Here is a 15,245-nt window from a genome sequence, read left to right on the forward strand (position 1 = left end):
TATTTTGGCCGCCGTGGCATTGCCGCAATATTTTAAAGCGGTAGAAAAATCCAGATCGTCCGAAGCGCTCTCTGTTATGGGCTCTATCGCGGCGGCTATGGAAAGAGGCAGATTGGTTGACAGCCAAAATAAATATCCCGCTGGATGGGACGAATTGGATATCGAGTTCGCCAATGTAGACGGTTCCAAAGCTACTGGTGCGTCTGCTCTTACCACAAATAACTTTAAAATAGAAGTTACTTGGGGCGGAACCCCCAGCGGCGGAGCAACGGATACCAATGTCGTAACGGCTACCAGACAAGGTTCCTCGGGATATGAGCTCACAAGGAATTTCTATACCGGTAAAGTTACTTGCTCCGAGGGAGATGGCACTGCCGGTTCAAGCGTAAGCGGTATTTGCAAATCGCTCGGTTTGCCGACTGCTACAGGCGACTAATACTGATAATCAAAACAGCTTTGGTACTATAATCATATAGTACCCTCCTAAGGGGGGAGGCGCAAGCCTCCTCTCTTTTTGTTTTGGTTTTGTATTTTTAGCGTATAAAGCAAAGAACGCTCGGCTTTTAAGGCCGAGCGTCTTTATTTTTGTTATCAAGCGTATTTTATTTGCTTTAAAAAGGCTCTAAACTTCGCCCAATTCCTTTTTTAGATACTTGCCCGTATAGGAGCGGGGGCAGGCCATAATATCGCGGATATTGCCCTGCGCGACAATTTCTCCGCCCTTGTCGCCGCCTTCGGGGCCGAGGTCTATAATATAATCGGCCGTTTTGATTATATCAAGGTTATGCTCTATTACCACCATTGTATTGCCCTGGTCGCTCAGGCGGTGCATAACTTTAAGCAATTTGTCTATATCGGCAAAGTGCAGGCCTGTGGTAGGCTCGTCTAGGATATAAAGAGTATTGCCCGTATCTCGCCTTGAAAGTTCGTCGGCCAATTTGACTCTTTGCGCTTCGCCGCCAGAAAGAGTGGTGGAGCTTTGCCCCAATTTGATGTAGCCCAGGCCTACGTCCTGCAAAGTTTTTAGGATATTTTTGATTTTGGGTATTGCGTCGAAAAACTCTACCGCTTCGTCCACGCTCATATCCAAAACTTCGGCGATATTCTTGCCTTTGAATTTTACCTGCAAAGTATCTTCGTTAAAGCGTTTTCCGCCGCAGGCTTCGCATTTGACGTATATATCGGGCAGGAACTGCATTTGTATCTTCAAAATACCGTCGCCTTGGCAGTCCTCGCAGCGGCCGCCCTTTACGTTGAAGGAAAATCTGCCCGGTTTATAGCCGCGGCGTTTCGCCTCCGGCATTTGCGCGAACAGCTCCCTTATGTGGGTATAAGCACCCGTATAAGTTGCTGGGTTTGAGCGCGGCGTTTTGCCTATCGGGCTTTGGTCTACAATAATTATCTTGTTGATATGCTCAAGCCCTTTTATGGCGTCGTGTTCGCCGGGGGCGTCTTTGGCGCCGTAGAATTTCTTTGCCAAAGCCCGATATAAAATATTGTGCACCAAAGTGGATTTGCCCGAGCCCGATACGCCCGTTATCGCGACGAACAAGCCCAAAGGTATTTTTACGTTAATGTTTTTTAGGTTGAATTGTCTGGCGCCCTTTATCTCTATCCATTTCTTTCCCGGCTTTTGCGGATTAAGATTGGGCAGGATTTTCTTCTTGCCGCTGAGGTATTGGGCGGTAATGGAATTTTCGTCCTTCAAAAAATCTTTTAAGGGGCCTTGCGCCGTTATATTGCCGCCGTGTTCGCCCGCACCGGGGCCGAGTTCGATAAGGTGGTCGGCCGCCAGTATGGTGTCTTTATCATGTTCCACTACGATAAGGGTATTATCCAAATCGCGCAGGTTTTTAAGCGTTTCGATAAGCCTGTCATTATCGCGGCTGTGCAGGCCGATGGTAGGCTCGTCCAGTACGTAGAGTACGCCCGTAAGCCCGCTGCCTATTTGCGTAGCCAAGTGTATTCTTTGCGCCTCGCCGCCCGATAAGGTTTGCGATTTCCGCTCCAGCGTAAGATAATTAAGCCCGACGCTGTTTAAAAAGCCGAGCCTTGCCTTGATTTCTTTTAATACTTGTTTGGCGATAAGCTCTTCCTTCGCGTTTAATTTTAAGTTGTTTACAAAATCCAAAGCCGCGCTTACCTGCATAGCCGATATTTGAGCTATATTCTTGCCGTTGATGTAGACCGATAAAGCCTCGGGTTTAAGTCTGGCGCCTTTGCAGACGGGGCAGGTGACCTCGTGCATAAAGCGGTTGTAGACTTCCTCTTTGACAAATTCGCTCTCGCTTTCGCTGTGGCGGCGTTTTAGATTGCCGATTACGCCTTCAAAAGGGACCTCCTTGGAGCTGAACGCGCTTTGATACAATACGTCATCACCGCCGTAGAGCAAAATTTCCTGCTGGCGGCGCGAAAGATTTTTCCAAGGTTTGTTCATAGGTATTTTCTGCGCTTTGCAGACGGAGTGTAAAATCTCGTAATAATAGCCCGACCAGGAATTCTTCCAGCGGTTTGTCCTGTTGGTTACGGGGTTGTCCCACGCGGCGAGCGCGCCTTCGTTTATGGAAAGGGAATCGTCGGGCACGACCAAATTTTCGTCTATTTCTATTTTAATGCCCAAGCCGTTGCATTCGGGGCAGGCGCCCTGCGGCGCGTTGAAGGAAAACAATCTCGGCTCCAAATCGCCGAAGCCTATACCGCAGACGGTGCAGGCATTATTTTCGCTGTAAGTAAATTCCTCTTTGCCCTTCCTTACTTTGACAAGCCCCTTGGAGTATTTTACCGCAAGTTCCAAAGCGTCGGTAATGCGTTCTCTGTCGGAGGGGTCTATGTAAATTTCGTCTATCAGCAAATCAAGGTCGTGCTTTTTGTAGCGTTCGAGCTTGGGGGGATTGGCGAGGTCGAAAAGTTCGCCGTTGTAAATTATCTTTACGAAACCCTCTTTTTTAAGACGGTTGAAAAGCTCCTCGTAAGTGCCCTTCTTGCCCTGTATTACGGGCGCGCAAATCATTACGGTTTGTTGGTCGAATTTGGTTAAAATGTCTTTTGTTATCGCCGCTATCGACCATTGTTCCACCGGCCTTCCGCATTGCGGGCAGTGTCTGTGGCCGATACGCGCAAATAAAAGACGGAAATAATCGTATATCTCCGTTACCGTCGCCACGGTGGAACGCGGGTTGCGGGAGGGGTTTCTCTGCTCGATGGAAATCGCGGGCGAAAGGCCGTCTATCATTTCCACGTCGGGCTTTTCCATAAGTTCCAAAAACTGTCTGGCATAGGCCGACATACTCTCCACGTATCTTCTCTGCCCCTCGGCATAGATGGTATCAAAAGCCAAAGAGCTTTTGCCCGAGCCCGAAAGACCCGTTACCACCACCATTTTGCCTCTTGGTATTTTTAAACTGATATTTTTAAGATTATTCGTCTTGGCGCCGGTAATAGTGATATATTTCATAATTAAAATTATATAATTTATAAAAGAATAGTGAAAACTCGGACGATGTGGAATTAAAACGGTTCCGATTTTCGCGGGGAATTTGCATACGTGAATATATTTAACAGGAAGAATGTCATCGTCGGCCTGACCTGCCTTTTGTCGGTATCCGTGGTCGGCTGGCTGATTTATGACGCTAAAGACAATTTTATAAGGATATGGAACGAGGTCAATACCTTGTATTTGGTTTTGGCTTGTCTGTCTTCCGCGGCGATTTATGTTTGTATGGGGATGTCGCTTTGGGAAACGCTAAAACTGTTGGGCCAAAGAATAAATTTGGGCGCGGCCATAAGCATAGCTTTCGTTTCCACTACGGTAAATTATTTGGTTTCTACTATGGGAGTGAGCGGCTTCGCCTTAAGGGCGCATTTGTTGGGTAAGCGGAACGTGCCGCTTGGCGCGAGCGTGATGTCGAGCATAGTTATAAGCGTGCTTTTGTACTTCGTGCTGATAATTATTATCTTGCAGGGATCTCTTTTGCTGATTTTGTCTCATCACGCAGCGCCGGGGCAAATGCTGCGGAATTTTATTCTTGTAGTTGTAATCGCGGGTATTGGCGCTTTGGTTACGGGATTTTTGTTCAATAACGAGTTCCGCTATAAAGGCATAAGGAAAATCTTTATGCTTATCAATAAAGTGATTTACAATTTGTTTGGCGCTTTGATACCTAAAAACAATTATTCCGCCTTTACCAAACAGCTCGACAACGGCATAAATACAATCCATAACAATAAATTGAAACTCAGCCGCGCGATAGCCTATATTTGCGGCGATTGGATTTTTACGATACTTATTTTATATTTGGCTTTTATGGCGGTAGGCATAAAAATATCTATAGGCGTGCTTTTGGCTGGCTTCGCGGTAGGTATGGCGACGACGCTTATCCCAATATTGCCCGGCGGTTTGGGTGCTATGGAAATAGCGATGACGTCCGTCTTCTCCCAAATGGGGATAGATTGGGATTCCGCGCTTATGGCTTGCCTTATTTACAGGGTGGTGTATTATATAATACCGGGCATAATAAGCGTATTTGTGTATTGGGGGTTGAAACTTTCCGAGCCTATGGCCATGACCAAAAACAAAGCCAAGGAGTATATGGACAATGAAGCAGAAAATTGAAAAATCGGAGCCGCAAATTTCAAGCAGTTCTTACGTGCATGAGCGTGCCGTACTTATAGGGAAAGTAACACTGGAAGATAATACCTCTGTATGGCCCAATGCGGTATTGCGCGCGGATATCGCCGCCATAAAAATAGGGCGCGGCAGCAATGTGCAGGACAATGCCTGCATACACGTGGATTTCGATAAACCGGCCCTGATAGGCGAAAATGTTACCATCGGGCATAATGCGGTGGTGCACGGCGCGAAAGTCGGCGATAATACGCTTATCGGAATGGGGGCTGTTGTAATGGAAAGCGAAATCGGCCCCAACTGCATTATAGCCGCGGGCAGCGTATTGCCGGCGGGTAAAAAGATAGAAGCCGGCAGTATGGTAATGGGCGTGCCGGCAAAAGCGGTGCGCAAATTGAGCGCCGAGGAAATTGCCAAAATAAAAGAAAACGCCGAGGTCTATGCCAAATTAGCCGGCGTCTATAAGAAAAGTTGCAAGGAGTATTAATTGGCCAAAATAGTTATGATAGAGGATTCCAAAATCCTCGGAAATGCTTTGAAAGGCGCTTTGGAACTTAAAGGGCACGAAGTCGTTTGGGTAAATGACGGGCGTTCGGCATTCCAAACGGTTAAAAAGAATAAACCAGATATAATTCTGCTTGATTTAATGCTCCCGCACATAAGCGGCTTTGAAATATGCAAAGCCGTCAAAAGCGACGGGGCCTTGTATAAAACGCCGATAGTTATAATGTCCACTTTGACTGGCGGGGAAGACAGGGAAAGAGCAGCCGCCGCCGGCGCAAATCACTTTATAGCCAAACCCTATGATTTGAAGCTAACTTTGGCGGAAATAGAAAAATATATCCCTAAGAAAGGAGTTTAGATTTATATGAAATTTCGTATTATAAGAAATCAAAAAGTAGTTACTGATGCTGACTTCGCCGAGGCTCTAAATATGCAATGCAAAATATTGACCTCTATGTTTAGAAGGTCAAAAGAGTACTTTCCTCAAGATTCTTACTTTCAGCTTACTTATGAGGAACAACGCGACCTGGTAAAAAACTATTGCTTTACCCATGCCGAACGTTTGAGATACGCCAAAAGGCTGCCTTTTGTCTTTACCAAAAGCGCCATAGTTATGATGCTTTGCATTTTAAGGAAAAATCCGATGGCGAAAGTTTACAGAAACAGGCTGTTTGCTTCAAACGCCTTTTCTAACATCGATATAGAGGCATTGCTGAAATAAGGCCGATATAAAACCGCGGGGATAGGCCGCCCGCCACGGAGCGATATGAAAATATTTCTTGCCCTCTTGCTTTTGATTTATCCCTCTTTTGCCGAGGCAGAGGTTTTCGTTATGCCTATGGAAGATCCTTCTCCTAAGGAAAATATTTTTCCGCTCAATGCCAAAGACGATATATCAAAACAGCCGGAGATAGACGACGAAATGCTCGCAGGCCGCCAGATATCGGAACTCGTCCGCTATACGATATGCGGCTTGGTAATAACCGATATCAGCCAAAAGAACGTTAAACCGCAGGAAATTTTAGATTACGAGAACAAAACGGGCCAAACTCTCCCCGATAAATATACCACGGTGGATCACGGGCAAAAATACCTGTGCGGGGTTTATTACGCGGGTGCGGATTTGGCCGGGAAAGGCTTGGCCGTACAGGGTGCTTTGCGCGATTTCGGGGAGGTGCAATCCCTGTTTATAAAAGACGCGCAGCCCGTAAGAAGCGACAGAAACGATTTTAACATTAAAGACAAAACACCATCCGCCGCCGTCATATCCTTTGATGAAAAAGCCGTATTTAAAAAAATACTGACTAGCAAAGATAAAATACGCAGCTTATATAATTATTCCGATTTGCCGCTCGCTTGGGAAATACACAATCTTATGCAGAACCGGGAAGACGATAAGCTCCCGATAAGGCTGACTTTCTATGAGGACGCCTCTGCCGTAGGGGCAAAAGGTATGGCTGTTGTCGTCTTTTCCCTTACGGAAAAATATCTGCTGCCGCTTAAGGACGTGAAAGGCGGAACCTCGGACATATACGGCATAGAACCCGATTACTATTTTATTTACAGATAGTTTGCCGATGGGGGAGATATGACTGCCGCGGGTAAGCGAAGAGAGCGAGTGGGCATCCTTCCGAGTGCTTATTTGTTATAGTCCGAAATGAAACTTCTAAATTCCACGCTGTTGTTGATGTTTTTAAACAGCCAGGCCTTTTTCCCGCTTTCGTAAAGAGAATCAAAATCTTTAAAATTGTTCTTCAAAGCCAAATCAAGATGCTTGTACATATTGCGTTTGTCTTTCTTTACGGTCCAGTAATAACCGGCCATATTGATATGCGTCGTAGGCAGATAGGAGGATAATTTTAAAGACATATCAAAATCTTTTTTCGCTTTTTTGTAATTCTTCAGCTTCAAATAAGCGTATCCGCGGTTGTTATAAGGTATGGCCCACTTGGGATTTAACGCTATGGCGTAGGAATAATCTTCCGCGGCGGCGCGCCAATCGTCCAATTCCTCATAAATTAAACCGCGGCGATTGTAATATGTGTATTCCGGCTTTAGGGCTATGAGTTTAGTATAATCCTGCGCCGCCTGCTCATAGTCGCCTATTTCCTTGAAGGCCGAAGCCCTTAGCAGCCAAGCGGTATCGAAGGAAGGATCTCTGTTTAAAGTCTTGCTGAAATAGGATATAGCCTCATCGTAGAGTTCATTATTGAAGTATATGCGCCCTATATAAAATAAGGCTTCCGTATCATCGGGATTTTGTTTTAGCAGCTTGTTGAAAACCTTGCGCGCTTTATCGTATCGGTATAAAAAGAAATTGGCCCGGCCTTCCATTATCTCAATTGTATGTTCCTTGGATTTCCTGTTTTTTATTTTCTCCAAATCCTTAAGGGCGGGCGAATATTTTTCCAAAGTCATATAACATTGGGCGCGGTTGTAGTAGAAATCGTCGTAATTGCTTTTTAGTTTTATCGCTTCCGAAAAGTCCCTTATCGCAGAATCACAGTCATTTCGCTGCATATAGGCCAAGCCTCTCGCGTAGTATTTGAAAGGATCTTTGGGAGATAGTGTTATTATCTTGTTATAGTCCGCCAAAGCCTTTTTAAAAAGACCTTTCTCCTTATAAGCGTCGGCGCGGTGGTGATAGGCATTTGTAAACTTGGGGGATTTGTCTATGGCTTTGGACAGCAGCTTGATTCTTTCGTTAATATCCTCAGTCTTTAATGCTTTATCATAATATTGCCGCGCGCTTTGGGCATAAACCAAAGGCGCAAGCATAAAAAGTGATAAAAGCAAACAGATAAAGTGTTTCATTTCAGCAGAAGTATAATTAAAGCCTGGCTCGCCAACATTATTATACCTATAAGATAGCCCGCCGCTATTGCCAGCTTAGTAAAGAAAGTGAGATTTAATATTATTGCCGCCACCAAGGCCGCTTTGGCAGACATTATCGCAAAGAAATCGGCCTTGTTTTTTATTTTTGAAAGGCTGCTTAACAATACTTTCCTGCAAACGAATATCACTCCGCCCAAAATGGCCAGAGCGGTTATCCCGGCGGCTGTTTTTGCCGCGTATTTGCGTATATTTTTGGATAGATCGTCAAAAGTTTGTTTGACTACGCGGGAAACCTCGTTGCGGGAAAGAGTATCGGCTATATTGTCTATTTTGCTCTCAATGGAATTTTTTACTCTGTTAATGGTTTCCCTTATTAAATTGCCAAAAGCTTCAGAGAGGGCTTTTATGGTATATAGCAATCCCATGGAGGCACCGTAAAAAAGCCCGAAAAGCCCGTAAAATCCGAACAGGATTATCCCCGCGATTATAAGATACCAAAGCGGATATCCTTGCCCCGCGAAGCAGGTGTAGAACACATAATATGTTCCAATAGTAAACAATAGCGCGCTTAACAGCGTCCAGGGTATTATTGTTTTTATACCCTGCGATATTAAAGAGGTAAAAGTTTTTACCAGTTTTTCGGCTAGGCTTTCTTTGCCTGATTTCCCGTAAAAGCGACGGGAAGGGGAACTTTCGTGTTTCTTTATAGGGTATCGTTTGTGAGTATGGGCTTTATCCTTTGGATATTGCCCGCCGCCGCGGTTGCCTTCTCGTCTTTCGACGGGTTGAAGGATATGCGTTTTTATAGCTTCGGATTTATTGTGTTTTTCTGTCATATAACCCCTTATATGAAGACGGCCGTCAGTCGTGATGTCCGCAGCAGCCGCAGCAGGAATCGCAATGATGGTCTTTCTTGTTTAGAGAAGGAACGTCATCTGATATTTTTATTACTTTCCCCGTTTTTTTGTCAAAAACGTATCTGCCAGTATTATTATTCGTCATATAAATTATTCTACAAAATATGGTGATTATATTGTTGGGTCAAACATTTTTATCGGTGGCTTACATAGCGGCCGGCGTTTGCAAGGCATTATCTGCTATGGCGGGGATAGGTGGTAAAATCTTGTCTTGCGGCTGGCATTGTTTAAAAAGTGCTTGATCCAGTATTTCCATGGCTTGATCTTTTTTCTTGGAAGCTATAGGTATAATGTCGGTATCGCTGTTAAAAAACATTATCCAATCGTCGGCCATATCTTTATATAAATTCCAAAAGTTATTTCTGCTTTTGTAGTATCTGTCGGTAAGATTCCCGTATGGGGCATCGTGTCCGCCTTCCAATACTCTGGAATGCACTCTGGAAATAGATTCTTGCGGACTCTTAACGAAAGTATATACTATTATTACGCGGTAACCGTTGTCTTTGGCTCTTTGTATCAGCGTTTTAGTGCTTCTGCCCGATAGGGTGCTTTCCATTACGAAAGAGCGATCGTTTCGTATCATTTCGTCCATTTTGTTTATTAATACCCTGCCCGCCTCTACTGTGTTGAGGTTCTGTTCGGAGGATATTAAGTCCTGATTTAGAAACGGTAAATTTTTATCGGCAAGGATCTTATTGTATAAGTAAGTTTTTCCGCTGCCGTTTGGCCCTCCTAAAATAAATAAGGTTTTTGTGCTTGGTGGGGAAGTTAAATCCAAAATAGCATCATCTTTTATTGCCGGGGCCGGTTTAAAGTAGCCTTGCAATTGGCGCAACGCGGTGACGATATTATCTCTCTTAATATCTCCGGAAAAAGTATAAGGAACATTTAATATGCCGTACCAAGTATCGTTGTTTAAATATTCCAAATGCAAATGGGGGGCTTCATTCTTTATTTCGTGGTTGCCAAGGCGCATCCTTACGGTATAGTTGTAATTGTATACGTGTACGTCACCCTCTTTGTTCTGTACGTAATGCACCGGGGTCGAATCGCTCGCGCCGAGCATATAAGAAACCCATGGCCCCAGTTTGTCCAGGATATCTTGTGTGGAGGCAATATTCTGTTCGTTGGGGGGGAGATTGCTTTTGTGAATCCAATCTACTATGGCTTTGCCTATATCCAACGGCTGTGTTTCGGCAGAAACGCCGATTCTGGATGGTGCCAAGGCTGAGGAATCGTCCCATACGCCGCTTTTGCTTACCAGGCAGCCTTTGATGTCGGTAAAATTATTTGAGGATTTATTTAGCGTAAGTTCATCAACGGTGCTTTTTGTCTTTATTATGGCCGCAGCCATATTAAGAGCTTCATAGGGGCTCATCTCGGATAGAGCTTTCCTTAAAGAATGTCTTAAGTTTTGGCTGGAAAACAGAGAGCCGATATTGGCTTTGGCAAATTCTATTTCATTTAAATAGTGAATGCTTTGCAGGATTTTATCCTCGGAGAAGTTTTTTATTGAGGCAAATTCCGGGATATGCAGCAACCTGGCGGGATTAAAAGCAATGGCTTTATAATAAACGTAAAAGTAATCAAGGGAATTTAAGTAATCTTTTATTTTATTTGCGCGAGCTTTGGCGGAAGTATTTAAATCGGCTATTTTTATAAGGGCCTGCTCATTGACGATAATTTTTAAAAATCGTTCAAAGGTGGATATGGACAGGCTAGGCGCTATCGATTTAAGGAATGAAAGGCGTTCATTATATGTTTTAAGAGATAGGCTCGTTCCTTGGGCTAGGCCGTTATCTTCAATAAAACGAATTATTTGAGGTACGGTCATTTGCTGAGAGTTGACTTGGAAGAGCGTATTTTGTGATTGGAGTATTCTGTTTTCCAATACCGATCTTATAGAACGTTCGTAATTGGAAAGGGAATTTCCCGTATGTATTACCGAAATTTGCTGAGGCTGGTTTAGATTTTTATAAAGATATTGGTATAACAGAAAATCTTGGGCTTGCGGCGAGCCAAAGGCTACCAAAGGCCAAGCGGTCATGGCAACCAAAGTGGGCTTTAAATATTTTTCCGTATGAGGAACACTTCCGTAATTTATTTTGTTTTCTAAGTCGGCATATATATTCTTCGCAAATATGGAGGTAAATACAAACGGCGAAACTGACGCCATAGTCCAGCTCTTTAGCGTCTGACTTATAGCCTTGGGGCTTAAGGAGTTTGCGACATTTCCGCCCGGCAAAGGTATGGTGTTGTATGTTTGGAATATTTTGGGGTCAAATAAAGACGCCGGCTTAACGGTAGGTGTCGCAACGGGCTTTATGGTGCCCAAAGATATCAAATCGGAACTTTTTGCACCGTTAAGGACCCATTCCGTCGCGGCGGGGAAAGCCTTATCAAAGGTGATAAGCGGCTTAGGGGTAGTGGTGGCGACTTGGTAGTTGAACATTAAAGCCGTTCCCATCAAAGTTGCCCTATTATTTATAAAGCGCAATGTTTTGCTTAACAAAGGCATATTGTGTTTGTTTAGATAAGAGTAGAATTTATCCGCTGTGCTTGGCCCTGTCTTTGCAAATAGTCTGGAGGATATTGTAGGCGGTGTGTAAGGGGATGAGATATGCAAGGCTTCTTCAATGGTGATTCCTTTTCCGGTTTCAAGCTGCCATATGCCCAAGGTGCCGTCTTCGTAAGAGGGTTTGTTCCACCAATTTTTTAATGGTGAAGCAAAATACTTATTCCACCAGGAAGTGGCTTTAAAATTATCCTTTGCTGTTTTTAGTGAAGACATGGCGGAAGTATAGTCATTATAGCTTTGTATAAAATTCAACTCACCCGCGGTGAAAACCGGTTGTTGGGGTATAGTTGCAGATCCGTTTTTAAAGCTTTCGACTTGCGCATTGTAAGAAGCGGCTTTGTTATTGTAGCCTTCGGAGTAAATTCTGGCTTTTTGTACAAAAGACTGCTGGGTTTTTGCCGCTTCATATTTGGCCTGAGCCAACTCCGCTTTTGCTAATTCCCGTTTGCCGGGTGATTTTTTTTGAGATATTTTTTGCTTGGCGGTTTTAGCGGCATTTTCCAATTTCGCCAAATTGCGTTTGTTTAAATCATTTTGCAATTTTAAGGCTTCACGCGCGGATACGGGCTGGCGGAATATGGTTTTAATGCGGTTGCCGGCCCGAAGGAGGCTTCTCCTTGCGGAGATGTATTGCCCCATTTTAGCATAATTTGCTCTTATATAAGCCAGCCGCTTGGCGTTGTTCTGTATTCTGAAAGCTTTAATTGCCGTGTAGGTGGACTTGCTTAAACCCGCCAAGTTTTTGCCAATTTTGGCAAGGCCTATGGTACCCCAAATCATTAGCAGTATATCCCCGGCCAAGGCTGCCCTGTTAAGATAATCGAAAGCCAAGTTTACTGTGTTTTTGCGATTTTTGCTTTCCATATCCACTATTGCGTTTTTGTTTAAAGCGGTTTTCATCGCGGGGTATTTATTCAAAAGGGCGCGGTCTATATCGTATTCGTAAATTGGGCTTATATCCCCGAATAAGGTGTTGCTCATCAATAGGGCATATTCTTGAGCTTTTTGAGTGGATATACCGCTGTTTTTGCCGGTCAGCGCACCAAAGAGGAAAGGCTTAATGGTATCGTTCATTTTCCGGTTTGTCGCGTATTTGGCCAGCAAATTAGCGCTTTGGGGAGTGCCGTCTTCAGACAAGATTAAAGCTATGTCGGTGAAAGTATTTCCGTAAGAGTAATTGGTATTATATTGCGCTTGCTGTGAGATGGCTCCTAAATATTTACCGCTTGCGTTTTGCGCCGTTTGTGAATAATGGGAGAGGGTAATCCATTCGCTCCAATGCGGGCCGTTTTGTTCCATTTTTGTATAACGGGCAAGCAGGGAATCCAATGCGGAGTAATTGCCGTTTGCCAGCAAGGCGGAGAACCCGGAGCCGAGTATATGGCTGAAGGCTATGGTATTTTCACTTCTGATTATTAAATCGGAAATCGCTTTTGAGTAAACAGGGCTCTGTTTGGGGGCGAGATATCCCGCTATTACTATGCTTTCCGTTATATTTTTAATAAGTACGGAGGTAACCTTTTTTCCCTTTTCACTACTTATGCTGCCGGGGGAAAGATTTTTTAAACTTTGTTTTCGCAGAAAAGCCAAATGATAGGCGTAAGTGACATTCCTTTCGTGTTGCGTTAAGACTTTTTTCCCGTTCAGTTCCAAGTTTAACAGTATCTGAGCTGTTCCCAAAGAGAGATTTTGCGGTCCTATTGCCGAAATCGCGGCCCTGGCCACGGTATAGGCGGCGTCCTCTATTTTGGCTTGATTTTTTTTGCGCCAATTTATTTCTTCTTGGGCGTCTTTTTTATATTCCTTATAGGCTTCTTCCGCGGGGAAAGCGTTTAAAAGGTCGTTAGCCAACTTATCTTCGGGGTTTTTAAAGGGGACGGCATTTTCATATCCGCTGTTCTTGATGTTTTTTTTGGCGTAAGTCAGCAGCATTTGGAGATATAATTTGCTAAATTGCGTATATGGCAGAATAGCCGGTTCTCTAAGATATTCTCCCAAGAATTGTTTTAATTGGTTTTCCAAAGCGTCTATGTTTTTTGAACCTGCGGCTTTTACGTACATGGGCCACATATTTCCGTATTTTGCGCTTCCCTGCTTTTTTAAAGAGGCCAATTTTTTGTTTGCAGGGCTGTTATTTATCGCTTTAAGGGAGGCGTCTACCTGTGCTTTAAGAGCGTTTTCGTGGATATTGCCCGTATCGCCGCGCAGGAATGCGTCATCGATTTTATCCAATTCGGAAATAGCGGCGTTATAAGATAACTGATAATTAGTATTGCTGACGAAATTTTCAGCATTGGCTATATTGGCCTGCAACATAATTATTGCCGACATAACGGAGGCTATAAATTTTTTAGCTTTAAACAAGTTTTTATTCGACATAATTCTCTACGCTCGCCGCAAATCTTTTCGGATATACACTTATATTAAAATGATGACATAAAGACATCTCTGTCGCAAGGGTCAATAGTCCCAAGCGGCAATACCCAAAGGGCCTAGTTTTCGTTTATTGCTTTTGCCGCGGCGCAGGCGCTGGCCCAAGCCCAAGCAAGATTATAACCGCCCAGCTGTCCGCTTATGTCTAGACATTCGCCTGTAAAATAGAGGCTTTTTGTTTTTTGGGACATCATTGTCTTTGATGAAATTTCTTTAGTCGATATTCCGCCGGCCGTTATTTCGGCTTTTTCGTATCCCGTTAATTTTTCTACGGTAAAAGAAAAATCGTTGATTTGCTTTGCCGTTTGGGATATTTCCTCCTTCGTAAGATCGGCTGTTTTTTTGTCAAAACCGTTTAAAATCGCTTTAGCGAGCCTTGGCGGAATCAAACGCTCAATCAAGGATAGCAAATGTTTGGGCCCGTTTTTGTTTTGCTTTATAAAATCTTCGGCTTTAATTTGCGGGCAGAAGTTTATTTCAAGCGTTTTGTTTTTTATCCCGTAAAGCGAAAGATTGAACAAGGCAGGGCCGCTTATTCCATCATGGGTAAAGAGTAGCCCTCCCAAGAATTTATTTTTACCGCAGGTAAGCTCGGCCTTCAGGGAAATCCCTGCCGTATCGGCAAAACGTTTTTTTAAATCGCCCGTGAAAACTACTCCGCATAATGCCGGATAAGGCGGCACGATTTCATGGCCGAAACTTTCCGCCAAATCAAAAGCGGCTGAGGACGCCCCCATATTTTTGTGGCTTAATGCGCCTAACGAGCAGACCAAATTTTTGCATTTAAAAACTTCTCCGCCGGCATAAACCTCAAAAATATCCCCGTTTTTTAAAGCTTTTTTGAATTTGCAGCCCAACCGTATGTCTATATTTTGGCCCAAGGAATTTAGCAAAGCGTCCAATACGGATCTTGAAGATCGCGCGAAGAATTTCCCGTCTTCCCTAAGGGTAAAATCGGCTTTATTTTCAGCCAGGAGTTTCTTGAAGTCTTCAAAGTCGAAAGATTTTAAGGCGGATATACAGAAATGCGGGTTTTGTCCGTAATAGTTCTTAAAGGATAAGTCGGCATTGTAAAAATTGCAAAGCCCGCCTCCGCTGGCCAAAAGTTTAAGTCCGGGTTTTTGGTTCCCTTCAATAATCAAAGTCTTTGCGTTTTTTATTTTTGCGGCACACATAAGTCCGCTTGCGCCCGCGCCGAGTATTATGCAATCGAAGATCATATAAGTAATGGTACAAAAGATTTTAGATTAAAGGTAAAAGTTTCGGCGATAAGCGAAACAAGATTTGATTATTCGGCCTTTTATTATGGCTTAGGCAAATTGTATAATATAAATAATTAAACATTAAGGAGTCG

12 protein-coding genes are annotated in these 15,245 nt (G+C 43.8%); 6 read left to right on the plus strand and 6 right to left on the minus strand.

The window, feature by feature from the left end; translation table 11 throughout:
- The coding region (locus ACQY3M_RS06475) for a type IV pilin protein (protein ID WP_428066899.1) at positions 1–436 on the plus strand (436 nt) is incomplete at its 5' end.
- A 186-nt stretch (positions 437–622) separates the two neighbouring features.
- Here ACQY3M_RS06475 and uvrA read toward each other — a convergent pair.
- Entirely contained in the window at positions 623–3,454 is a 2,832-nt protein-coding gene (gene uvrA / locus ACQY3M_RS06480) for an excinuclease ABC subunit UvrA (protein WP_428066901.1), read from the minus strand.
- Between the two features lie 90 nt (positions 3,455–3,544).
- On the opposite strand from uvrA, the gene ACQY3M_RS06485 reads away from it, so the two are divergent.
- From ACQY3M_RS06485 to ACQY3M_RS06505, 5 genes are read left to right on the plus strand one after another with little or no spacing between them, the layout of a single operon-like run.
- A complete protein-coding gene (locus tag ACQY3M_RS06485; protein WP_428066903.1) occupies positions 3,545–4,612 on the plus strand; it encodes a lysylphosphatidylglycerol synthase transmembrane domain-containing protein in 1,068 nt (355 codons plus the stop codon).
- Positions 4,596–5,111 carry a gamma carbonic anhydrase family protein gene (locus ACQY3M_RS06490; protein WP_428066905.1) on the plus strand — a complete coding sequence of 172 codons (516 nt, stop codon included), beginning with the start codon at positions 4,596–4,598 and terminating at the stop codon, positions 5,109–5,111. Before ACQY3M_RS06485 ends, ACQY3M_RS06490 begins: the two co-directional genes overlap by 17 nt.
- Positions 5,112–5,486, plus strand: coding sequence for a response regulator transcription factor (locus ACQY3M_RS06495; protein ID WP_428066907.1), 375 nt, complete (start codon positions 5,112–5,114; stop codon positions 5,484–5,486).
- A gap of 6 nt (positions 5,487–5,492) precedes the next feature.
- Entirely contained in the window at positions 5,493–5,849 is a 357-nt protein-coding gene (locus ACQY3M_RS06500; protein ID WP_428066908.1) for an ORF6N domain-containing protein, read from the plus strand.
- 45 nt (positions 5,850–5,894) lie between these two features.
- Positions 5,895–6,698: a hypothetical protein gene (locus tag ACQY3M_RS06505; protein WP_428066910.1), complete on the plus strand. Its 804-nt coding sequence runs from the start codon at positions 5,895–5,897 to the stop codon at positions 6,696–6,698.
- 68 nt (positions 6,699–6,766) lie between these two features.
- Here ACQY3M_RS06505 and ACQY3M_RS06510 read toward each other — a convergent pair whose 3' ends face one another.
- The 5 genes from ACQY3M_RS06510 to ACQY3M_RS06530 form a co-directional block, all read right to left on the minus strand.
- Positions 6,767–7,942, minus strand: coding sequence for a tetratricopeptide repeat protein (locus ACQY3M_RS06510; protein WP_428066912.1), 1,176 nt, complete (start codon positions 7,940–7,942; stop codon positions 6,767–6,769).
- Positions 7,939–8,799 (minus strand): hypothetical protein, encoded by an 861-nt coding sequence (locus ACQY3M_RS06515; protein ID WP_428066913.1) that lies wholly within the window; start codon positions 8,797–8,799, stop codon positions 7,939–7,941. Before ACQY3M_RS06515 ends, ACQY3M_RS06510 begins: the two co-directional genes overlap by 4 nt.
- Positions 8,800–8,824: 25 nt before the next feature.
- A complete protein-coding gene (locus tag ACQY3M_RS06520) occupies positions 8,825–8,965 on the minus strand; it encodes a hypothetical protein (protein ID WP_428066915.1) in 141 nt (46 codons plus the stop codon).
- Between the two features lie 60 nt (positions 8,966–9,025).
- The gene (locus ACQY3M_RS06525; protein ID WP_428066917.1) at positions 9,026–13,837 is read right to left on the minus strand and encodes a zeta toxin family protein; all 4,812 of its coding nucleotides are present in this window, start codon (positions 13,835–13,837) and stop codon (positions 9,026–9,028) included.
- 113 nt (positions 13,838–13,950) lie between these two features.
- Positions 13,951–15,111 (minus strand): NAD(P)/FAD-dependent oxidoreductase, encoded by a 1,161-nt coding sequence (locus ACQY3M_RS06530; RefSeq protein ID WP_428066919.1) that lies wholly within the window; start codon positions 15,109–15,111, stop codon positions 13,951–13,953.
- Positions 15,112–15,245: the final 134 nt, after the last annotated feature.

It is taken from the genome of Candidatus Proelusimicrobium volucris (assembly GCF_959605025.1).
GTDB lineage: Bacteria > Elusimicrobiota > Elusimicrobia > Elusimicrobiales > Elusimicrobiaceae > Proelusimicrobium > Proelusimicrobium volucris.